18 protein-coding genes are annotated in these 22,639 nt (G+C 68.7%); 14 read left to right on the top strand and 4 right to left on the bottom strand.

Annotation, left to right across the window (positions count from 1 at the left end; translation table 11 throughout):
• The first annotated feature begins 88 nt into the window (after window positions 1-88).
• From F3H57_RS08150 to F3H57_RS08105, 10 genes are all read left to right on the top strand, one after another.
• On the top strand, window positions 89-1,549 hold the full coding sequence (locus tag F3H57_RS08150; protein ID WP_149755413.1) for an efflux RND transporter periplasmic adaptor subunit: 1,461 nt from the start codon (window positions 89-91) through the stop codon (window positions 1,547-1,549).
• Window positions 1,550-1,552: 3 nt separating this feature from the next.
• Window positions 1,553-4,948 (top strand): efflux RND transporter permease subunit, encoded by a 3,396-nt coding sequence (locus tag F3H57_RS08145; protein WP_149755412.1) that lies wholly within the window; start codon window positions 1,553-1,555, stop codon window positions 4,946-4,948.
• A 204-nt stretch (window positions 4,949-5,152) separates the two neighbouring features.
• Window positions 5,153-6,727: a Re/Si-specific NAD(P)(+) transhydrogenase subunit alpha gene (locus F3H57_RS08140; protein ID WP_149755411.1), complete on the top strand. Its 1,575-nt coding sequence runs from the start codon at window positions 5,153-5,155 to the stop codon at window positions 6,725-6,727.
• A 16-nt stretch (window positions 6,728-6,743) separates the two neighbouring features.
• On the top strand, window positions 6,744-8,240 hold the full coding sequence (locus tag F3H57_RS08135) for an NAD(P)(+) transhydrogenase (Re/Si-specific) subunit beta (protein ID WP_149755410.1): 1,497 nt from the start codon (window positions 6,744-6,746) through the stop codon (window positions 8,238-8,240).
• A gap of 620 nt (window positions 8,241-8,860) precedes the next feature.
• Entirely contained in the window at window positions 8,861-9,088 is a 228-nt protein-coding gene (locus F3H57_RS08130; protein ID WP_149755409.1) for a hypothetical protein, read from the top strand.
• 152 nt (window positions 9,089-9,240) lie between these two features.
• Window positions 9,241-10,533 carry a DUF3422 family protein gene (locus F3H57_RS08125; RefSeq protein ID WP_149755408.1) on the top strand — a complete coding sequence of 431 codons (1,293 nt, stop codon included), beginning with the start codon at window positions 9,241-9,243 and terminating at the stop codon, window positions 10,531-10,533.
• 70 nt (window positions 10,534-10,603) lie between these two features.
• On the top strand, window positions 10,604-11,533 hold the full coding sequence (locus F3H57_RS08120; RefSeq protein WP_149755407.1) for a tRNA ligase subunit PheS family protein: 930 nt from the start codon (window positions 10,604-10,606) through the stop codon (window positions 11,531-11,533).
• Window positions 11,534-11,608: 75 nt separating this feature from the next.
• A complete protein-coding gene (locus F3H57_RS08115; RefSeq protein ID WP_149755406.1) occupies window positions 11,609-11,896 on the top strand; it encodes a YrhK family protein in 288 nt (95 codons plus the stop codon).
• Window positions 11,897-12,032: 136 nt separating this feature from the next.
• Entirely contained in the window at window positions 12,033-14,357 is a 2,325-nt protein-coding gene (ytpR, locus tag F3H57_RS08110; RefSeq protein ID WP_149755405.1) for a YtpR family tRNA-binding protein, read from the top strand.
• Window positions 14,358-14,435: 78 nt separating this feature from the next.
• On the top strand, window positions 14,436-14,885 hold the full coding sequence (locus F3H57_RS08105) for a YtoQ family protein (RefSeq protein WP_149755404.1): 450 nt from the start codon (window positions 14,436-14,438) through the stop codon (window positions 14,883-14,885).
• 111 nt (window positions 14,886-14,996) lie between these two features.
• Here F3H57_RS08105 and F3H57_RS08100 read toward each other — a convergent pair whose 3' ends face one another.
• Window positions 14,997-15,698 (bottom strand): glutathione S-transferase N-terminal domain-containing protein, encoded by a 702-nt coding sequence (locus F3H57_RS08100; protein ID WP_149755403.1) that lies wholly within the window; start codon window positions 15,696-15,698, stop codon window positions 14,997-14,999.
• 116 nt (window positions 15,699-15,814) lie between these two features.
• On the opposite strand from F3H57_RS08100, the gene mscL reads away from it, so the two are divergent.
• Entirely contained in the window at window positions 15,815-16,246 is a 432-nt protein-coding gene (gene mscL / locus F3H57_RS08095) for a large conductance mechanosensitive channel protein MscL (protein WP_149755402.1), read from the top strand.
• An 11-nt stretch (window positions 16,247-16,257) separates the two neighbouring features.
• Window positions 16,258-17,145 (top strand): cation diffusion facilitator family transporter, encoded by an 888-nt coding sequence (locus tag F3H57_RS08090; RefSeq protein WP_149755401.1) that lies wholly within the window; start codon window positions 16,258-16,260, stop codon window positions 17,143-17,145.
• Between the two features lie 4 nt (window positions 17,146-17,149).
• Here F3H57_RS08090 and F3H57_RS08085 read toward each other — a convergent pair whose 3' ends face one another.
• Together F3H57_RS08085 and ald are read right to left on the bottom strand one after the other, a co-directional pair.
• On the bottom strand, window positions 17,150-17,506 hold the full coding sequence (locus tag F3H57_RS08085; protein WP_149755400.1) for a YigZ family protein: 357 nt from the start codon (window positions 17,504-17,506) through the stop codon (window positions 17,150-17,152).
• A gap of 34 nt (window positions 17,507-17,540) precedes the next feature.
• A complete protein-coding gene (gene ald, locus F3H57_RS08080; RefSeq protein ID WP_149755399.1) occupies window positions 17,541-18,662 on the bottom strand; it encodes an alanine dehydrogenase in 1,122 nt (373 codons plus the stop codon).
• 132 nt (window positions 18,663-18,794) lie between these two features.
• Here ald and F3H57_RS08075 point away from each other — a divergent pair, with 132 nt between their 5' ends.
• On the top strand, window positions 18,795-19,259 hold the full coding sequence (locus F3H57_RS08075; RefSeq protein ID WP_223163009.1) for an Lrp/AsnC family transcriptional regulator: 465 nt from the start codon (window positions 18,795-18,797) through the stop codon (window positions 19,257-19,259).
• 116 nt (window positions 19,260-19,375) lie between these two features.
• The gene (locus F3H57_RS08070) at window positions 19,376-21,037 is read left to right on the top strand and encodes a BCCT family transporter (protein WP_223163008.1); all 1,662 of its coding nucleotides are present in this window, start codon (window positions 19,376-19,378) and stop codon (window positions 21,035-21,037) included.
• A 178-nt stretch (window positions 21,038-21,215) separates the two neighbouring features.
• Here F3H57_RS08070 and guaD read toward each other — a convergent pair whose 3' ends face one another.
• Window positions 21,216-22,496 (bottom strand): guanine deaminase, encoded by a 1,281-nt coding sequence (guaD, locus tag F3H57_RS08065; protein ID WP_149755398.1) that lies wholly within the window; start codon window positions 22,494-22,496, stop codon window positions 21,216-21,218.
• Window positions 22,497-22,639 lie beyond the last annotated feature (143 nt).

The raw sequence follows: 22,639 nt of genomic DNA, 5'->3' as shown, positions 1-22,639 counted from the left end.
ATGCGGCGCAACACTTGTACCTATTATCAGCGCGTCGCGACGTGGCCCCGACGGCCCGCCCGCCGCGCCCCGAGGGACCGTGACGACGATGCGATTTCTGCGCCGAAGCCTTCTGGGCCTGTTCCTGACGGCGATGACGCTGGGCCTTCTGGTCTATGCCGCGGCGCTGGTGCAAGGCGCCGTGACCGCCCGCCTCTCCGAGGAACCGCGGATGCCCCAGCGCGAGGAGCGGGTGTTCTCCGTCAACGTGGTGGCGGCCGAGGCCGAGACCCTGCGCCCGATCCTTACCGCCTATGGCGAGGTCCGCTCCCGACGCGAGCTGGAGATCCGCGCCGGTGCCTCGGGCCGCATCGTCGAACTGGCCGAAGAGATGGACGAGGGCGGGCGCGTCTCGCAGGGCCAGCTTCTCGCCCGGATCGACCCCGCCGACGCCGAGGCCGCGCTCGACCGCGCCGAGGCCGACCTGCAGGACGCCGAGGCCGAGGAAACCGACGCCGCCCGCGCCGTGGAACTGGCGCAGGAGAACCTCGCTGCCGCCGAGGGGCAGACCGCGCTCTACGAGCGCGCGCTCGCCCGTCAGCGCGACCTCGCTGACCGCGGCGTCGGCTCCGCCGCGGCGGTGGAGGAGGCCGAACTGCAGCTTTCCACGGGGCGCGGCGCGGTGATCCAGCGCCGGCAGGCCGTGGCCGAGGCCGAGGCGCGGCTCAACGCGACCGAGACCGCCATCCGCCGCGCCCGCCTCGCCATCGCGGAGGCCGAGCGCGCGCTGACCGATACCGAGATTCGCGCCGGCTTCACCGGCACCCTGTCCGAGGTCAGCGTGGTCGAGGGCCGGCTGGTGTCCGAAAGCGAACAGATCGCCCGACTGATCGACCCCGACGCGCTCGAGGTTGCCTTCCGCGTCTCCACCCAGGGCTACATCCGGCTGCTCGGCCCGGACGGGGAACTCGGGCACCAGGACGTGACCGTGCGGCTCGACGTGCATGGCACCGATATCGTCGCCTCGGGCCGTATCGAACGTTCCGCCGGATCGGTGGCGGAGGGCGAGACCGGGCGCATCATCTTCGCCCGGCTGGACCGCGCCCCCGGTTTCCGCCCCGGCGACTTCGTGACCGTGGAGGTCGAGGAAGCGCCAATGGAGAACCTCGCCCGCCTGCCGGCCACCGCGCTCGACGCCGCCGGCACCGTGCTCGTCGTCGGCGCCGAAGATCGGCTGGAGGTCGTGCCGGTGACCCTGCAGCGCCGGCAGGGCGACGACATCCTCGTCGACGCCGGCCCGGTGGACGGCCGTCTCGTGGTGGCGCAGCGCACGCCGCTCCTCGGTCCCGGCATAAAGGTCCGCACGCTCGGGGTGGACCTGCCGGACGAGGAAGAAACCGCCGACGCGCTCATGGAACTCAGCGACGAACGCCGCCAGCGCCTCGTCGCCTACGTGGAGGGCAGTGCGGCGATGCCCGACGCCGCCAAGGAACGCATCCTCGCGCAGCTTTCCGGTCAGCGCGTCCCGGCTTCCGTGGTCGAGCGCATCGAATCGCGGATCGGGGGCTAGGGCATGGCGCGGCCGACCCCGGACAGGGCCCACGGACTCTTCAGCTACTTCACCCGCCACCGCACCATCGCCAACCTCCTGCTGGTCCTGATGCTGGCCGCCGGCGCACTGGCGATCCCCAACATGCGCGCGCAATTCTTCCCCGACGTCGTCATCGACGAGATCGACGTCGACGTGCGCTGGGAGGGTGCGGGCGCGGAGGATATCGACGCCGGCATCGTCCAGCTTCTCGAACCCGCGCTCCTTGCCGTCGAAGGCGTGGAGGGAACAGAGGCCGAGAGCCAGGAGGGCCGAGCCCGCCTGGAGGTGGAATTCGAGCCGGGCTGGGACATGGCCCGCGCCGCCAACGACATCCAGCAGGCGGTCGATTCCGTCACCGAACTGCCGGAAGAGGCCGAGGACCCCGAGGTCACGCGCAACAACTGGTTCGACCGGGTGACCGACGTCGTCGTCTCCGGTCCGCTCGATCCGCAGCAGCTTGCCGGCATCGCCGACGCCTTCGTGCAGCGGATGTTCGAGGAAGGCATCACCTCCACCACGATCCGCGGTATTTCCGCGCCGCGCACGGTGATCGAGGTGCCGTCGGCCAACCTTCTGGCCTACGACGTCACGCTGGAGGAGATCGCCGCCGCCATCGCGGCGGAGGTCGACGCCGACCCCGCCGGGGAGGTCACCGGCGCCAATGCCCGCGTGCGCACCGGGGTGGAAAAGCGCGCCGCCGACCAGATCGCCGCCATCGCCCTGCGCTCCAACCCCAATGGCACGAGCCTGACCGTGGGGGATGTGGCGAATGTCAGGGTCGAAGGCGTCGACCGCGCGCGCAGCTATTTCGTGGGCGAGAATTCGGCCATTTCCATCCGCGTCGACCGCTCCGCCCGCGGCGACGCCATCGCCATCCAGCGCCGGGTGGAGGAGATCGCCGCCGAGATGAGCGCCGAGTTGCCCGCCGGCACGAGGATCGAGCTGATCCGCACCCGCGCCGACGAGATCTCCCAGCGGCTCGACATCCTGATCGACAACGGGCTCATGGGGCTCGGTCTGGTCGTGGCGCTGCTGTTTCTCTTCCTCAACGCCCGCGTGGCGTTCTGGGTGGCCGCCGGCATCCCCACAGCGATGTTCGCCGCCGTCGCGCTGATGTACGCGAGCGGCATCACCTTCAACATGATCTCCATCTTCGCGCTGATCATCACGCTCGGCATCGTCGTCGACGACGCCATCGTGGTGGGGGAACATTCCGACGCGCTCGCCCGGCGCGGCCTGCCGCCGGCCGAGGCCGCCGAACGCGCCGCCGCGCGCATGGCCATGCCGGTCTTTTGCGCCACACTGACGACGATCATCGCCTTCTTCGGCCTGACCGCAATCGGCGGGCGCTTCGGCGAGATGATCAAGGACATCCCCTTCACCGTGATCGTGGTGCTGATCGCCTCGCTGGTCGAGTGTTTCCTGATCCTGCCCAACCACATGGCGCACGCGCTCCGGCATTCGGGCAAGGATCACTGGTACGATCTGCCCTCGCGGGTGGTGAACCGCGGCTTTCTCTGGGTGCGAGAACGGCTCTTCCGCCCGCTTGTGGCGGGCGTGATCGCCGGGCGTTACGTGGTCCTCGCCGGAGCGGTGGCGCTTCTGGCCTCACAGGCCGCGCTGATGATCCGTGGCGACGTGCCGTGGCGCTTTTTCAACGCGCCGGAACAGCCTTCCATCTCGGGCAACTTCGCCATGGCGCCTGGCGCCACGCGCGAGGACAGCCTCGCGATGATGCGCGAGATGCAGCGCGCCACCGCCGCTGTCGGCGCGGCCTACGAGGCCGAGCACGGGCGCAATCCCGTCGCCTTCGTGATGACCGAGATCGGCGGCAATACCGGGCGCGGCCTGTCGGGCACAGAAAGCAAGGATCCCGACCTTCTCGGCGCCATCTCGATCGAGCTGATCGAACCGGATTTCCGGCCCTATTCCTCTTTCGCCTTCGTCGCCGACCTGCAGGAAGAAGTGCAGAACCACCCGCTCGCCGAGACCGTCAGCTTCCGCGGCTGGCGCTCCGGACCCGGGGGCGACGCGCTGGACGTTCAGTTCTCGGGCGCGGAGGCCGGCATCCTCAAGGCCGCGTCCGAGGACCTCAAAGAGGCGCTCGCCCGCTTCCCCGAGGTCTCCGCTGTCGAGGACGATCTGCCCTACGACCAGGAGGAGCTGATCCTGGAATTGACCCCGCAGGGCGCCGCGCTCGGATTCGACATCGACAGCCTGGGGCGGACCCTGCGCGCCCGGCTCGGCGGGATCGAGGCGGCGACCTATCCGCTCGGCCCGCGCTCCGCCGAGATCCGGGTGGAACTGCCCGAGGACGAGCTGACCGCCGATTTCCTCGAACGCACGCAGCTCCGCCTGCCCGAAGGCGGATATGTCGCGCTCGCCGACATCGTGCAGGTCGACCGGCGCACCGGGTTCTCGACCGTCCGGCGCGAGAACGGCGTGCGGCTCATCTCCGTCACCGGCGACATCGCCGAGGACGACCCCCAGAGCGCCGCCAACGTCATCGAGGCACTGCAAGAGGAGATCCTGCCGCGCATCGCCTCCGAACGGCAGGTGGACTACACGCTGTCGGGCCTCTCGGAGGACGAGGACGAGTTCCTGTCCGATGCCGCAACCGGGCTCGTGCTGGTGCTGCTCGGGATCTACCTCATCCTCGCCTGGGTCTTCGCAAGCTGGACGCGGCCGCTGGTGGTCATGGCGATCATCCCCTTCGGCCTCGTGGGCACGATCTGGGGCCATAACGTGTGGGACGTGCCGACATCCATGTTCACGGTCGTCGGCCTCCTGGGCATGACCGGAATCATTATCAACGATTCCATCGTTCTGGTGACCACGATCGACGATTACGCAAGCGACCGAGGCATCGTCCCGGCGATCATCGACGGCGCCGCCGACCGCCTGCGCCCCGTCCTGCTGACCACGCTGACCACCGTCCTCGGCCTCGGCCCGCTGCTTTACGAAAGCTCCAGCCAGGCGCAGTTCCTCAAGCCCACGGTCATCACCCTGTGCTACGGGCTCGGCTTCGGGATGGTGCTGGTGCTGCTGGTGGTGCCCGCCCTTCTTGCGGTGGGGGAGGATTTCGCTCGCGCCCGTGCCGCTTTCGGACGCGGCCTGCGCCACCGCCTGCGGCCGGCGCGGATCGCCTACGCTGGCGGCCTCGCGCTCGTCGTCGTGTGGCTCGGCGTCACGCTCGTTTGGGCGGGGGTGACCGGCGCGCTGCCGGCGCCCCTCTCCGGCGTCTTGCCGGGGGCAGAGACGCTGCCGGCGGCCTTCGCGCTCTTTGCCGGCGGGGTCGCGGCGCTGTCGCTTCTGGCCTACCTCGCCGCGGCCATGTGGCTCGCGCTCGGTCGCAGGACGCGCCCGGCAGCGAGCTGAGTTCTGCGGCGCTCGGTCGCAGGAACGCCGTGTCCCGCGCTCTTCCGCTGGGTAAAACAGCTTCGTTTGTTGCCGCGCTCGACACTTGCGCGCAACAAACGAATGGATGGCTTTCACCCGGGCGGTGTCTATGCTCTAAGCCCGCAACGGGATAACCAGCCGAGGGCCATGGGCCCCGGATCGGGAAACGGAGAGGGACCACCTGTGAAGATAGGCACGCCAAAGGAAACCGCCCCGGGCGAGAACAGGGTCGCGATGACCCCGGACTCGGCCAAGATGCTTCAGAAGCTCGGCCACGACTGTCTGATCGAGGCCGGGGCAGGGGAGAAGGCCGGCTTTCTCGACGACGCCTACCGCGACGCGGGGGTGACGGTCGTCGACGGGCCGGACGCGCTCTGGTCCGAGGCCGAGATCATCGCCATGGTCCGCCCGCCCTCGGAAGAGCAAGTGAACCGGCTCGACGAGACCAAGACGCTGATCTCGCATTTCTACCCGGGATCGAACGAAGAGTTGATGAAGCTCGCCGCCTCCAAGGGCGCGTCGGTCATCGCGATGGACATGATCCCGCGCATCAGCCGGGCGCAGAAGATGGACGCGCTGTCGTCCATGGCCAACATCGCCGGCTACCGCGCGGTGATCGAGGCGGGCAACAATTTCGGCCGCTTCTTCACCGGCCAGGTGACGGCGGCGGGCAAGGTGCCCCCGGCCAAGGTTCTGGTCGTCGGCGCCGGCGTCGCCGGCCTTGCGGCGATCGGCACGTCCACGTCGCTCGGCGCGATCACCTACGCCTTCGACGTGCGCCCGGAAGTGGCCGAGCAGGTCGAGTCGATGGGCGCCGAGTTCGTCTACCTCGATTTCGAGGAAGAACAGGCCGACGGCTCCGAATCGGGTGGCTACGCCAAGCCGTCCTCGCCGGAATTCCAGGAGGCGCAGCTCGCCAAGTTCCGTGAGCTCGCACCGGACATGGACATCGTCATCACCACGGCGCTGATCCCCAACCGCGAGGCGCCCGAGCTGTGGACCGAGGACATGGTGAAGGCCATGAAGCCCGGTTCGGTCATCGTCGACCTCGCCGCCGAGCGCGGCGGCAACTGCAAGATGACGGTCAAGGACGAGCGCGTCGTGACCGACAACGGCGTTGTCATCATAGGTTACACCGACTTCCCCAGCCGCATGGCGACGCAGTCCTCGACGCTCTACGCGACGAACGTGCGCCACCTGATGACGGACCTGACGCCCGAAAAGGACGGCGCCGTCAATCACGACATGGAAGACGACGTCATCCGCGGCGCTACCATCGCCCACAAGGGCGAGGTGACCTTCCCGCCGCCGGCGCCGAAGACCCAGGCGATCGCGGCGCAGAAGCCCAAGCCGAAGGAAAAGGAAAAGACGCCAGAGGAAAAGCGTGCCGAGGAAATGGCCGCCTTCAAGGCGCAGACCCGCAGCCAGGTCACGCTGCTTGGCGTGGGCGGCATCGCGATGCTCGCCGTCGGTCTGGTGGCGCCGCCGTCCTTCCTGCAGCACTTCATCGTCTTCGTGCTCGCCGTCTTCGTCGGCTTCCAGGTGATCTGGAACGTCGCGCACAGCCTGCACACCCCGCTGATGGCGGTGACCAACGCGATCTCGTCGATCATCATCCTCGGGGCGCTGATGCAGATCGGGTCCGGGTCCTTCCTGGTCATCCTCCTGGCCGCGCTGTCGGTCTTCATGGCCGCGATCAACATCTTCGGCGGCTTCCTCGTGACACGGCGCATGCTCGCCATGTTCCAGAAATCCTGAGCGTAGGAGCGGAGACATGGAATTTCCCTTCACCACCGCGGCCTACGTGGTCGCAGCAGTTCTGTTCATCCTGTCGCTCGGGGGACTCTCGGGGCAGGAAAGCGCCAAGCGCGCGATCTGGTACGGCGTCGTCGGCATGGCGCTGGCGGTGCTCGCCACCCTCTTCGGCCCCGGCGCGGGTCTGTGGTGGCTGTCGATCCTGCTGATCGCCGCCGGCGCGGCCATCGGTGTCGTCGTCGCCAAGCGGGTGCAGATGACAGAGATGCCGCAGCTCGTCGCGGCAATGCACTCGCTCGTCGGTCTTGCCGCCGTGTTCGTGGGCTACAACGCCCATATCGAGATCGGCCGCGTCGCGTCTCTCTTTGCCGAGGCCGGGGTGCCGTTCCCGCTTCAGGACGGTCTCGCCGCAGAGGCGCTCGCCTCGGCCGAGGCGGTGTCCGAGCAGTTCCGCGGCTTCGCGGCGCTCGTGGCCCACAAGTCGCAGGCCGAGATCAACGTGCTGCGGCTGGAGCTCTTCCTTGGCGTGTTCATCGGCGCCATCACCTTCACCGGTTCAGTGATCGCCTACGGCAAGCTGTCGGGCAAGGTGACCTCCGCCGCGACCAAGCTGCCGGGCGGGCACATGCTCAACGCCGCCGCGGCGGGCGTGTCGCTGATCTGCCTGTTCTGGTACTTCGGCACCGGCGGCTTCTTCCCGCTCTTCCTGATGACGCTCTGCGCGCTCTTCATCGGCTATCACCTGATCATGGGCATCGGCGGCGCCGACATGCCGGTGGTTGTGTCGATGCTGAACTCCTACTCGGGCTGGGCGGCCGCGGCGATCGGCTTCTCGCTGTCCAACGACCTGCTGATCACGGTGGGCGCGCTCGTAGGCTCCTCCGGTGCGATCCTGAGCTACATCATGTGCAAGGCGATGAACCGCTCCTTCGTGTCGGTCATCCTCGGCGGCTTCGGCGGCGCGCAGGGTGAGCAGCAGGCGGTCGAGGGCGAGCAGGTGGCCATCGACGCCGACGGCGTGGCGCAGGCCCTCGAAGAGGCCGACAGCGTTGTCATCGTGCCCGGCTACGGCATGGCGGTGGCGCAGGCGCAGAACAACGTCGCCGAGCTGACCAAGCGCCTGCGCGCGCAGGGCAAGGAGGTGCGTTTCGCGATCCACCCCGTCGCGGGCCGTCTGCCGGGGCACATGAACGTGCTCCTGGCCGAGGCCAAGGTGCCCTACGACATCGTGCTGGAGATGGAGGAGATCAACGACGATTTCCCCGATACCGACGTGGTCATCATCATCGGCTCCAACGACATCGTGAACCCGGCGGCGCAGGACGATCCCAACTCGCCCATCGCCGGCATGCCGGTGCTCGAGGTGTGGAAGGCCAAGAACGTCTTCGTGTCCAAGCGCGGGCAGGGGACGGGTTATTCCGGCATCGAGAACCCGCTGTTCTTCAAGGACAACACGCGGATGTTCTACGGCGATGCGAAGAAGTCCCTCGACGATCTTCTGCAGAAGATCTCCTGATCCGACGAAAGGCCGGCGCCGCCCCAAGAGGCGGCGCCGCGACACTCCGGAACCACGCGGTGCGGTATAGGTCTCGCGCGACGTGCGCAGTTGGCGACCCGCTGCACCGCCCCCCCCATGCCGCCCCGACTAAGCGCAAGCCGGGTATCGCCGGGCGGCGGTCCGGCGATCCCGGCCTGAGAGCAGGAGCGCTTTGTGGCAGCCACTTCCGGGAGACCTCCAAGAGCCGCGCGAGCGTAGGCAGATCGCCGGTCCGGCGATGCGCGGCGGCCCTCGGCCATTGTTCCGCGCGGGCGCACCCGTCAGGTCCGGGCAAGGCGCCCGGGTAAATCGGTTGGCGGCCACAGACGCCCCTCAACGCCCTACCGTAAAACGCAAATTCCTTTCTGCCCCACGCCGCTCCTGCCCGGATCCACCACTGCCCTGTTGCGGCTCTGCCGCATGTTCCGACAAAAATGCCGCAGTGTCGCGCCCGGCCGGCTGATCCTCGCGCAGGCCCCGGCCATACTCTGCCGAGCCGTCCGCGCCACACTCGGGCTGCACCCGTTTCGATGCTATGTCTGCCACAAGGCGCCCCCGGGGATGACAAGGGGCACCCGAAGCGTTCGATAGGTGACACGATGATATCCCAGGAAACCCGCTCCATGCGGATCTTCGCGATGGCGACGATGGGGCTGCTCTTGGTGGGGATCGCCATGCTCTCCGCCCCCGCGATCGGATCGTGGTCGGTGCTGCTGGCCGGCATCGCGGCGTTGCTGCTGCTGCGGGCGGTCCTGCTCGCGATCATGCTCGACCGCCCTTCCCAACGCGACCGCAGCCTGAGCGACAAGCACCACCGCCACCGCTGACCGGCGGGTACAACCGCCTGATATCGCACCGAAGAGGCCGTTCCGCATACCGCGGCATCCCGGCAAGCCCCTGAATTTTCGACGAGAGGTCTCTTTACGCCGAGGTCGCCACCGGTATCTAGTCGGCCCCGATGCCAATTCCGGGGCCAGATATGCCGCCGATCCAGGACCACCCGCTGCGCTACAAGCTCGCCAACGAGCTGCACGCGCGCCCGTTCCCGTCGCTCACCGCGCCCTGCCGCGCGGTGTACCTGGCGATCAAGAAGCCGCAGCATGCGGCCTCGCGCGACAAGTCCCTCGACCTGGCCCACCTGACCGACCTGCTCGACCGCTATGGCGCCCAGCACCCGCAGCCCGGCGCCACGCATTATTCTAGCGTCATCGGCCAGCACATGCTGAAATGGGAACAGCACACGGAATTCGTCACCTACACGGTATTCCTCGATGGGCTCACCGACCGCCCCTTCGATCCCGCGGATTTCGAGGTCTTCCCGCCAGACTGGCTCACCGAGGCGCCGGGGGTGCGAATGACCTCGGCGCTCGTGCGCATCTGCGAGCGGCCCGAGGACGAGGACCGCACCGGCGCGCTGATCGAGGACTGGTTCGTCTCCGATTCCATCGCCGCGAGCGCGGTCATCGGCGACGACGCCGTGATTGCCGGCGATTTTCGCATCGACCCGGCCGGGCACCAGCGCTTTGCCGTCTTCACCCGCCCCGGCATCGGCCAGCGCCGCGTCGGTCGCATCGTCCAGCGCCTGACCGAGATCGAGACCTACAAGACAATGTCGATGCTCGGCTTCTCCCGCGTGAAGGAGATCTCGCCCAAGCTGGGCCAGATCGACACCGAGCTGTCGCACCTGATGGAGGCGATGACCCAGGGCACAGGGTCGGCCGAGGACACGCTGAAATCGCTCCTCGCGACATCGGCCGAGCTTGAATCGCTCTCGGCCCGGACGTCCTTCCGCCTTGGCGCGACCGACGCCTACGAGGCGATCGTGGGCCAGCGCATCTCCGTCCTGCGCGAGGAACGCTGGCAGGGCCGGCAGACCTTCGCGGAGTTCATGATGCGCCGCTACGACCCGGCCATGCGCACGGTGAAATCCACCGAACGCCGTATCGGCACCATGTCCGAACGCGCCATGCGTACCTCGCAGCTTCTGCGCACGCGGGTGGAGGTGGAGCGCGCCGCCCAGAACCAGCAACTGCTTGAGGGCATGAACAAGCGGGCCGAGATGCAGCTACGCCTGCAAAGGACGGTGGAGGGCCTCTCCACCGTCGCCATCAGCTATTACGCGGTCTCGCTTGCCTCCTACCTGCTCTACCCGGCGGCGGAGCCGCTCGGCGTCTCCAAGGGCCTGCTGACCGCGGCGGTGACGCCGCCGGTCATCTTCGCCGTCTGGTTCCTGATCCGCCGCCTGCGCGAAGCGGCCGAAGCGAAGGACTGATCCCGCGCCGCCGGCTTGCGCGCCGCCGGCGCGGCGTCTAGCTAGGCGCCGACGCTGCCCGGAGGCCCCTATGGACGATCTGCGCGACACCCTACTTCCCCGCATTGCCGCGGCCGCGGACGAGGCGGCGCTCGACGCGCTGCGCGCCGAGGCGCTCGGCAAGCAGGGCTCGGTGAGCCTGAAGATGCGCGAACTCGGCCGCATGACGCCCGAGGAGCGCAAGGTCGAAGGTCCCCGCCTCAACGCCCTGAAAGACGAGATCAACGCCGCGCTCGCGGCGCGCCGACAGGTCCTGGCGGACGAGGCGCTCGAGGTGCGGATGGCGGCGGAACGGATCGATGTCACGCTGCCCGCGCGCCCGCTCGCGCGCGGCACCGTCCACCCGTTGTCCCAGGTGATCGAGGAGGTGACCGCCCTGCTCGCCGACCAGGGCTTCGCCCTGACCGAGAGCGATGCGCCGGATGCCGGGCCGGGCGCACTGCCCGACGCGCATGTGACCGGCCCGGTGCTGCGTGCGCTGGCGTCCCGCGGCGGGGTGGGGCGCGTCGCCGCGACGGGCCGGGTGCGGGCATCGGGCGCTCCGCATCCCGCGCATGTGCTGTACGGCGTCGCCACTGTCTCCGCGCCGGGCCTTCCGCAGCTAAAATGGCTGGTCGAGAAGATCCTGTCGGCCTTCCTCGAACGCGGCGATCTCGAAATCCGGCTCCGCGCGGCCTCGGCCTCCCACACCGCACCCTCGGCGGCGTTCGAGCTCCGCGGCGCGGACGGCACGTGGACGGCGGCCGTGACAGGCGGCCTCCTGCACCCGGTGCACCACGAAGCCGCCGGTCTCGGCTCCGGACAGGCCATCGCCTTCGCGCTCGATCTCGATCGCCTGGCGATGCTGAAATACGGTATCCCCGACGCGGCCGGCCTCTATGCCGCCGACATCCACTGGCTGCGGCACTACGGTTTCGATCCGCTCGACGTGCCGACGCTGGCTGCCGGCCTGTCGCGGTAGGGCGAGGGCGTCTCCTCGACTCGGCGCAGCGCCGCCGCATGTCCTGCCCGGCACGTCACCATCCGCGAGGCCGCCATGACAAAGCTTTTCCGGCACGAAACCCGCCAGAGCACCGCCCGCACGCGCAGGCTCTACGCCCGCTACGAGCTTGCTCACACGATCGTGGATTTCGCCGCGGCGGTGCTGTTCCTGGTCGGCTCCGTCCTGTTCTTCTGGGACGAGACCCAGTTCACCGCGACGTGGATGTTCGTGTTCGGCTCGCTGTTCTTCTGCGTGAAGCCGACCCTGCGGCTGACGCGGGAAATCCACCTCTTCCGCGCCGGCGACACCGAGACGCTGGCCGATGCCGAGACCCTCGACTGATCCGGTACGGAATCGCGGCCGATCTCGGAATAGGGGCACACGGAATGCCTCGCGGTCGGCACGCTCCGTACGCCCTTTCCGTCGCCGGACCGATCGGCTAGGAGCGCGGGCGACGAGGATTGCCCGAGGTGCCGCGATGAAATTCCCCCTCTCCTGGCTCAAGCATCACCTGGAGACGACGGCCCCGGTCGAGGAGATCGCGGCGGCGCTCACCGACACGGGCCTTGTCGTGCAGGGCATCGATGACCCTTCGGACATGCTGTCGACCTTCACCATCGGCAAGGTGGTCGCGGCCGAGAAGCATCCCGACGCCGACAAGCTGAAGGTCTGCCGGGTGGAGACCGACACCGGCGAGTCGCAGATCATCTGCGGCGCCCCCAACGCGCGTGCCGGGATCACCGTCGTCGTGGCCAAGCCCGGAACCTATGTCCCCGGGATCGACACGACGATCCAGGTCGGCAAGATCCGCGGCGTGGAGAGCCACGGCATGATGTGCTCGATGCGCGAGATGCAACTCGGCGAGGATCACGACGGCATCATCGAGCTGTCTTCGGGCGAGGTCGGCCGGACCTTTGCCGACTGGTTGGGTGAACACGACCCCGCAAAGGTCGACCCGGTCGTGGAAATCTCGGTTCCGGCGGATCGGCCCGACGCGCTCGGCATTCGCGGCATCGCCCGCGATCTGGCCGCCCGCGGCCTCGGAACGCTCCGCCCGAAAGAGGCCGCGCCGGTCCCCGGCCAGTTCGACAGCCCCGTGGCCGTGGCCATCGACGCGGACACCGCCGATGCCTGCCCGGTCTTCTGCGGGCGCCTCATCCGCGGCGTCCAGAACGGCCCGAGTCCCAAGTGGTTGCGGGACGCACTGAAGGCGATAGGGCTGCGGCCGATCTCCTTCCTTGTCGACGTGACGAATTTCTTCACGCACGACATCAACCGTCCGCTGCATGTCTTTGATGCGGGCAAGTTTTCCGGCTCCCTGCGTGTCCACAGGGCGGCCGGGGGCGAAACCCTCGCAGCTCTGGACGAGCGGACCTACACGCTCGCCCCCGGCATGGTGGCGATTTCGGATGGATCAGGCCCGGTCAGCCTCGGCGGCATCATGGGCGGTGAGGGGACCGGCGTGACGGAGGGAACGGTCGACGTCTTCCTCGAAGCGGCCTGGTTCGATCCCGCCACGACGGAAGCGACGGCCGGGGCGCTCGGCATTGCCTCGGACGCCGCACACCGCTTCATCCACGGTGTCGACCCGGCCTCTGCCCGCGACGGTATCGAACTTGCGACCCGCATGATCGTCGACCATGCCGGCGGCATGCCGAGCCATGTGGTCGAGGCGGGCGCGGCGCCCGATTCAGCCCCCGAGATCGCCTTCGATTTCGGCCTCTGCGACGAGCTGACGGGGCTGGAGATTGCCGAAGAGGCGCAGCGCAAGACGCTGGCAGCTCTGGGCTTCCGGGTGGAGGGCGCCACGGTGCACCCGCCGAGCTGGCGGCCCGGCCCCGTCGCGCCGGCCGACCTTGTGCACGAGATCGCCCGCATCGCCTCCCTCGGCGGGGTCGAGAGCGCCCCACTTCCGCGGCCCGCCGGCGTGCCCGGTCCTGCGCTGTCACCGCTCCGCAGGCGCACCCGCATCGCCCGTCGCACGGCGGCCGCGCTCGGCTACGACGAATGCCTCTTCGCGGGCGACGCCCATGCCGATGATGCGACCCTCTTCCCGACAGAGGCGGGCGACGCGGCCCTGCTGCCCGGTCTCCTGCGCGCCGCAGCAGCCAACCAGACGCGCGGCGCGGCGAACCTCGCGCTCTTCGCGCTTGGAGACACACCCGCGGCGGGCATGAGCGGCCTGCGTCTCGGTGCCAGCACGGGGCGCGACGTGCACGGCTCCGCCCGGCCGGTGGACGTCTTCGACGCCAAGGCCGACCTCGAGGCGGTGCTTGCCGCCATCGGCGCGCCTGCCCGCGCGCAAATCCTGCGCGGGGCGGGGCCGTGGTGGCACCCCGGGCGGCACGGCATGATCGGCCTCGGTCCCAAGAAGATCCTCGGCGTCTTCGGAGATATCCATCCCCGCGTGCTGCAGGCGCTGGGGCTGACCGGCCCCGCCGTCGCCTTCACTCTCTGGCCGGCCGAAGTGCCGCAGCCGAAACGGGTGCGCACGGAGCGCCCGCCGCTCGACCTGCCGGCGCATCCGGTGGTCGAGCGCGACTTCGCCTTCGTCGTCGACGCGGGCGTCGCCGCGCAGGACCTCGTCAACGCCGCCGCCGGCGCCGACAAGGCGCTGATCGAAAGCGTGCAGGTCTTCGACGCCTTCGAGGGCGGGCCGCTGGGTGAGGGCCGTAAGTCGATCGCGGTGTCGGTGCGGCTGCGCCCGCGCGACGCGGCATTGTCGGAGGTACAGATCGAGGCCGCTGCGGCAAGGATCGTGGAGAAGGTGCAGAAGGCGACTGGCGGGCAGCTTCGGGGCTGAGCCCCGACACGGGCTTGTGCCCGGCCTGCGGCGCGCGATACCTCAAGGGCGACTTGTCAGGGCAGGAAAGGGATTCTCATGGGCCTCAACGTCTATCTTTCGGGCGAGATTCACACCGACTGGCGCGAGCGGATCATCGACGGGGCGCAGGGGCTCGACGTCACCTTCTCGGGGCCGGTGACCGATCACGGCGCCTCGGACGATTGCGGCGTGACGATCCTCGGCGCGGAGACGTCGAAATACTGGCACGACCACAAGGGCGCGATGATGAACGCGATCCGCACCCGCAAGGGGATCGAGGACGCCGACATCGTCGTCGTGCGCTTCGGCACGCAGTACAAGCAGTGGAACGCGGCCTTCGACGCGGGCGTCGCCTCGGCCCTCGGCAAGTCGCTGGTGATCCTGCAGCCCGAGGAGCATGACCACGCGCTGAAGGAGGTCGATGCCGCCGCGCTCGCCGTGGCGCGCGAGCCCGAGGAGGTGGTGAACATCCTGCGCTACGTGCTGACCGGGACGCTGCCGGGCTGAGCTTCGGCGCGCCGTTCGTGCGCGCCACGAGGCCGGTGAGGTTCGCGGGGGCGCTGCCCCCGCACCCCCGGAGTATTTTCAGGCCCAAAGAAGCAGGGGCATGGGGATCGGTCAGCCCTCGCGCGGGGGTGTCTTGAGGCCGATCTGCACCGCCGGGCGGGACAGGAACCGTTCGAGATAGGCCGGCACGTTCCTGTAATCATGAAAGCCCACGAGTCCGCGCGCTTCGTAGAAGTCGAGCGCATTGAGCCACGGGGCGACGGCCATGTCGGCGATGGAATACTCGCCGGCGATCCAGTCCCGGCCTTCGAGCTGGCGGTCGAGCACCGACAGCAGGCGCCTGGCCTCGCCGATGTAACGCTCGCGCGGGCGAGGATCCTCGATGTCCTTGCCGCCGAGCTTCACGAAGAAGCCCATCTGCCCGAACATCGGGCCGACGCCGCCCATCTGCCACATCAGCCATTGCAGGATCTCGGCCCGCTCGGCCGGATTGGTGCCGAGGAAGCGGCCGGTCTTCTCCCCGAGGTAGATCAGGATCGCGCCGGATTCGAAAAGGCCGATGGGCGCGCCGTCAGGACCCTCCGGGTCGATGATCGCGGGGATCTTGTTGTTGGGGCTGAGCGACAGGAATTCGGGGCTGCGCACGTCCTCGTCGCCGAGTGTGACGCGGTGCGCCTCGTAGGGCAGGTGCATTTCCTCGAGCGCGATGGAGATCTTCACCCCGTTCGGCGTCGGGAAGGCGTAGAGCTGGATGCGGTCGGGATGTTCCGGTGCCCAGCGGCGGGTGATCGGAAAGGCGGAAAGATCTGCCATGGAATGCTCCGTTGCGTGATGCTGCGGGGCGACGTAATGCGGCGGCACGCGCCCGGCCACGGGCGGGCGCGCACAGGCGCCGTGCGCCGCAGGGTCCGCTTGCGGAAGGAGGAAACATGATCCGCGAATTCAGGGACTTCATCGCCAAGGGCAATGTCATGGACATGGCCGTGGGCATCATCGTCGGCGCGGCCTTCACCGCGATCGTCACGTCGCTGGTGAGCGACCTCATCAACCCGGTGATCGGGATCTTCACCGGCGGCATCGATTTTTCCGGCTGGTTCTACGTGCTGGGCACGGCGCCGGAGGGCGGCTATCCCAGCGTCGCCGCGGCGCAGGAGGCGGGCGCCGCGGTGTTTGCCATCGGCAATTTCCTGATGGCCGTCATCAACTTCTTCATCGTCGCCGGCGTCGTGTTCATGCTGGTGAGGACGGTCAACCGGATCAAGGCGGCGGCGGAGCGACCCGACGACGTGGAGCCCGAGGTCAAGACCGGGCCGTCCGAGCTCGACGTGCTGATCGAGATCCGCGACGCGCTGAGGAAGTAAGGGGCAAGGACTTGGATACCAGGACGTGGCTGGCACTGGCCTCCCTCGGGGTGGGGGTCGGCGTGTTTGGCCTGAAGCTCGCCGCCTGGCGCATCACGGGATCGCTCGCGATCCTGTCGGACGCGCTGGAGAGCATCGTCAATATCGGTACCGCTTGCATTGCGCTGTGGGCGGTGCGGGTGGCGGCACGGCCACCCGACGCCGAACATCCCTACGGCCACCACAAGGCCGAGATTCTCTCGGCGGTGGCCGAGGGGGTGATGGTGGTGCTCGCCGCGCTCTTCATCCTGGAGGAGGTCTGGACCGGGATCGGCGATCCGGCCGGGCTGGGTGCGCCCGGTCTCGGGATCGCGCTGATCGCGGTGGCGAGCGCGGCGAATGGCGGCTGGGCGCTGGTGCTGATGCGGCAGGGGCGACGGCTGCATTCGCCGGCGCTGGTGGCGGACGGGCGGCATCTGGCGGCCGACGTGGCGACCTCGGCCGGGGTGGGGACGGGCGTCGCGGCGGCGGCGCTGACAGGCTGGGCCTGGATCGACCCGGCGCTGGCCGGTGCGGTCGCGGTCTACATCCTTGTGTCCGGCTGGCGGATGATTCGCGCCTCCGTTTCCGGCCTCCTGGACGAAAGCGTCCCGAGCGAGGAGCAGGACGCGCTTCACCGGATCATCACCGAAAGCGGCGCCGGCGCGGTGGAAGCGCACGACATCCGCACGCGGCACGCCGGTCCGGCGCGCTTCGTCGACTTCCACCTTGTCGTGCCGGGCGAGATGAGCGTGGAGACAGCACATGTCATCTGCGACCGGATCGAGACGGCGATCCGGCGCGAGATCCCGGGCGCTCAGGTCACCATCCACGTGGAGCCCGAGCACAAGGCGCATGACAGCGGCGCGCTGACGATCTGAGGCTTCAGGCGATCTCGTCGAGATAGGCGCGCACGCAGTTCTGGATGTGCCGGAAGCGGTCGCCGCCGAGGTGCTTGCCGCCGAACCATCGGGTCACGATCACCACGTGCCCCTCCAGCCCCTCGCGTTCGAGCATGCGCAGGATGACCATGCCGGCGCCGGCCTCGCCATCGTCGTCCTTGACCGGGCCGTCCGGCAAGAGCGCCGCCCAGGTGTTGTGCGTGGCCTTGGCGAACTTCTTGCGACGCTTGAGCTCTTTCAGAAGCGCGTCGGCCTCTTCGCGGGTCGCGGCGGGCCCGCCGGCGACCGCGTATTTCGATCCGCGATCCGAGAGCACGTTGTCTAGGACGATCAAACTCATGGCCGGGGCGGGGTGCCCCGGCCGGGGGCGAAGGTCAAGCCGCCTTCACCGCGATCTGTGGCGAGGTCACGTTGATCCCGAGGGCGCGGCCGACAGCGTAGTAGGTCAGCTTGCCGGCATGGACGTTGAGACCGTTGAGGAGGTTCGGATCGTCGAGGCAGGCCTGCTGCCAGCCCTTGTCGGCGAGCGCCAGCATGAAGGGCAGGGTGGCGTTGCCGAGCGCCAGCGTCGAGGTCCGCGCCACCGCGCCGGGCATGTTGGCGACGCAGTAATGCATGATCCCGTCGACCTCGTAGATCGGATCCTGATGCGTCGTCGCCTTCGACGTCTCGAAGCAGCCGCCCTGGTCGATCGCCACGTCGACGAGCGCCGCGCCCGGCTTCATGTCGGACAGGTCCGCGCGGCTGACCAGCTTCGGCGCCGCTGCGCCGGGGATCAGCACCGCGCCGATCACCATGTCGGCGCTGCGCACCTGCTCGCCCGTGTTGGCCTTGGAGGAATAGAGCGTCTTGAATTCGCCCCGGAACATGTCGTCGAGCTGCTTGAGGCGGGGCAGGGAGCGGTCGAGCACGGTCACGTCCGCGCCCATGCCGGAGGCGATGCGCGCCGCATGGGTGCCGACGACGCCACCGCCGACGACGCAGACGCGCGCCGGCGTCACGCCGGGCACGCCGCCCATCAGCACGCCGCGCCCGCCATTGGCCTTCTGCAGCGTCCAGGCGCCCATCTGCGGGGCGAGCTTGCCGGCCACCTCGGACATCGGCGCCAGCAGCGGCAGGCCGCCGCGATCGTCGGTCACCGTCTCGTAGGCGATGCAGGTCGCGCCAGAGGCGATGAGGTCGTGGGTCTGTTCGGGATCGGGGGCGAGGTGGAGGTAGGTGAAGAGGATTTGCCCCTCGCGCAGCATCTTGCGCTCGCCCGCCTGCGGCTCCTTCACCTTCACGATCATGTCGGCGGCGGCGAAGACCTCTTCGGCATCGGCGGCGATGCGCGCGCCGGCGGCCTCGTAATCGGCATCGTCGAAACCGGCCCCTGTGCCGGCGCCGGACTGGATCAGCACCTCGTGGCCATGCGCCACCGCCTCGGCGGCCGCGGCGGGTGTCACGCCGACACGGAATTCCTGCGGCTTGATCTCTGTCGGGCATCCGATCTTCATGCGGCTCCTCCTTTTCCTCTACCATGCACACTGGGTGCGACGGCTTGCAATTTCTCTGCAAAGGTGGTGCGGTGTTAGCGAAAAACTTCGAAGTTTCGTCGACCTAAGCGCTAAAATCCGGGAGTATCTGGCGTGGCAGGCCCACTGGACGACACCGACCTGAGGATCCTCCGGGTCCTTCAGACGCGTGGGCGGATCTCCAACGCCGAGCTGGCGGAGGCGGCGCACCTGTCGGCCTCGGCCTGTCACCGGCGGGTCGCGCGGCTCGAGGCAGATGGCTTCATCGCGGGCTATGTGGCGCTTCTGGATCACAAGAAATTCCGTCTGCCGACCACGGTCTTCGTCGAGATCACGCTCTCAGGCCAGTCCGACGAGGTGCTCGACACCTTCGAGACGGCGGTGCGACGGGTGCCGGACGTGCTGGAATGCCACCTGATGGCGGGATCTGCCGATTACCTGCTGAAAGTCGTCGCCGAGGACACGGAGGACTTCGCCCGCATCCATCGCCAGTACCTAACCCGGCTGCCGCATGTGACCCAGATGCAGTCCAGTTTCGCCCTCCGTACCGTGTTTTCGACCACCGCTCTTCCAGTTTGATTGGCAATTGCCCGTCTTTTGGGCTATCGTTCGTCGTTAACGCGGGTGGAACCCGCGGTGGATAAGCCCGACGTCCGGTCCTTTCGGCCCGCGCGGACGGGCAGTCAGGGAGACGGATGAGCGACAACATGCACGACAAGATGCAGCAGGAACCGCTGCTCTTCTTTCCCAAGGTCAACCGGCGGGTCTTCGGCACCTCGGCGATCCTGATCGTGGGCTTCATCATCTTCGGCGCCCTATTCAGCGAAACCGCGGGCGCCATCTTCTCGACCATGCAGGGCTGGTTGGCCGGCAATCTCGGCTGGGCGCTGATCGCGCTGGTCAACATCCTGCTGGTGGCGGTGGTCTACCTCGCCTTCGGGCGGTTCGGTGACATCCGGCTCGGCCGGATGAACGAGACGCCGGCCTACGACCTCTTTTCCTGGACGGCGATGCTGTTCTCGGCGGGGATCGGCATCGGGCTGATCTACTGGGGCGTGGCGGAGCCGCTTTACCACTACTTCGCCCCGCCCGTCGGCGATGCGGAGACCGAGGAAGCGGCCCGGCAGGCGATGACGATCTCCTTCCTGCACTGGGGCTTCCACGCCTGGGCGATCTACGCCATCGTCGCGCTCAGCCTGGCCTATTTCCACTTCCGCAAGGGCCTGCCGCTGACCATTCGCTCGGCGCTCTACCCGCTGCTCGGCGACCGGATCTTCGGGTTCTGGGGCGATGCGGTCGACATCCTGGCGGTCTTCGGCACGATGTTCGGGATCGTTACCTCGCTCGGTCTCGGGGCGATGCAGATCAATTCGGGGCTCGGAGAGGTCTTCGGGATCGAGCAATCGCCGGTGGTGCAGATCCTGGTGATCGCCGGGATCACCGCGCTGGCCACGCTCTCGGTGGTCGCGGGCCTCGACGGCGGCATCAAGCGGCTGTCTAACCTCAACATCCTGTTGTCGATGCTGTTCCTGGCCTTCATGCTGATCGTCGGGCCGACGCTTTTCATCTTCGACACCTACGTGCAGAGCTACGGCGCCTATGTGCGCGATCTCGTGCAATGGGGCACCTGGGCCGAAGCCTGGGCCGATGGCGGCACCTGGCAGAACTCCTGGACGATCTTCTACTGGGCCTGGTGGGTCAGCTGGGCGCCCTTCGTCGGCGTCTTCGTCGCCCGCATCAGCCGCGGCCGAACGATCCGCGAATTCCTCGTCGGGGTGATGCTGCTGCCCTCCTCGATCATGTTCTTCTGGTTCTGCGCCTTCGGCGGCACGGCGCTGCAGATCTCGCTCGGCGGTGACCCGGCGCTGGTGGAGGCGACGAAGGAGAGCTACGGCGACGCGATGTTCGCGCTGCTCGACTTCTTCCCGGCCTCCGATCTGATGTCCGGCTTCGCCATCGTGCTGATCGTGCTGTGGTTCGTGACCTCGTCGGACTCGGGCTCCTTCGTGATCGACATGCTCACTGCCGGGGGCGATCCCGATCCCCCGAAGGTGCAGCGCATCTTCTGGGCGGTCGCGGAAGGGGCCGTCGCCTCGGTGCTTCTGCTGGCCGGCGGCCTCTCGGCGCTACAGGCGGCGGCTGTGATCGCGGGCTTCCCCTTCGCCATCATCGTCTTCCTGATCCTGATCGGCCTTTTCAAGGCGCTGTCATGGGATCCGCTGATGATCTACCGGCACAACCAGAAGTACCGCAACGACGACGAGGCGGACCACGCCATGCCGAACGAGTTGCCGGGCGAGCTTTACGGCTCCGACCCGACGCCTCCCCCCGGCGCGCGGCCCAATCCCGCCGAGTGACACGCAGCGCCCCGCCAACGGCGGGGCGTTCGCATTTCCGCCTCCGCACCGTCCGGACCGAAGCCGCGCAGGCTGGCCCATCACGGATCTCCGGCGCTCTGCTTCTTTGGGCTCAAAAATACTCCGGGGAGCGCGAGGGGCAGGCCCCTCGCTCCCGTCCTCCTCGCCCCGCGCCGACCTACGCCGCGACGCGACCCCCGCCGATCCAGACCGCGCGCACCGCCCGGTCGTCGCCCATCATGATCGTCGCGAAGACCTCTTCCCAGACATCCTCCGCCCGCGCCGCGCGCTGCGCGATGGCCGGCGTCGATGCCAGGTCGAGAACGCAGAGATCGGCTTCCATCCCGCCCTCGATCCGCCCGACGCGGTCCCCGATGCGCAGCGCTGCCGCCGAGCCGGCCGTCGCCAGCCACATCAGCGTGCCGGGGTGCAGCGGCGTGCCGCGGAGCTGTCCGATCTCGTAGGCCGCCGCCATCGTGCGAAGCATCGAGAAGGACGAGCCCCCGCCGGTATCCGTCGCCAGACCCACGCGCAGCGAGGCCGCGAGCCCCATGTCGAACAGCCCCGAGCCGATGAAGGTGTTCGAGGTCGGGCAATGCACCAGCGCCGCGCCGACCTCGCGCAGCCGGTCGATCTCCCGCTCTTCGAGGTGGATGGCGTGCCCGTAGACCCCGTTCGCGCCCAGGAGCCCGTGCGCCTCGTAGGTGTCGAGGTAGTCGCGCGCCCCAGGGTAGAGCGACCGCACCCAGGCGATCTCGTCCACCTGTTCGGACAGGTGCGTCTGCATCAGGCACTCCGGATGCTCCGCCCAGAGCGCGCCGAGCGCAGAGAGCTGCTCGGGCGTGGAGGTCGGCGAGAAGCGCGGCGTGATCACGTAGGACAGCCGCCCGCGCCCGTGCCACCGCTCCAGCAATGCCTTCGACTGGTCGTAGGCCGATTGCGCATCGTCCCGCAGCCCCTCGGGCGCGTTGCGGTCCATGCAGGTCTTGCCGGCCAGTACCCGTTGCCCGCGCGCCTCCGCCGCCGCGAAGAGCGCCTCGACGCTCTCGGGGTGGATGGTGCAGTAGCTTGCCACCGTGGTGGTGCCGTTGGCGGTGGTGAGGTCCAGATACCGCTCCGCCACCGCGCTTGCATAGGCGGGATCGCCGAAGCGCATCTCTTCGGGGAAGGTGTAGGTGTTCAGCCAGTCGATCAGGCGCTTGCCCCAGCTCGCGATGATCGCCGTCTGCGGGTAATGCGCGTGCGCGTCGACGAAGCCGGGGCAGATCAGGCCGGCGCCGTAATCGTGCCGCGCCGCCCCCGGATGTGCCGCCGCCAGCGCCGCGCCGTCCCCGACCGCGGCGATCCGGCCGCCCGCCAGAAGCACTCCTCCGGCCGGATCGACGCGCGCCGCGCCGCCCGCGAACGGATCGCCGTCGAAGCGCAGCACCCGGCCGAGCAGAAGGTCCGCGTCATCCATGTCCAGCCCCCTTGCCGCAGCGCGGAAAAAGCCTATCCCCGTGCCCGAGCAAGGTAAATCGCCAACGTCGCCGTGATCGCGCCCGCGCCGGGCCTGTCGCTTGCCCGGCCCCTCCCGTAAGGTCGCGCGAGACTCGCCGCCGT

The sequence above is a fragment of the Roseivivax sediminis genome (genome assembly GCF_900112685.1).
Lineage (GTDB): Bacteria > Pseudomonadota > Alphaproteobacteria > Rhodobacterales > Rhodobacteraceae > Roseivivax > Roseivivax sediminis.
This window is presented reverse-complemented; position numbering and strand designations above follow the sequence as displayed.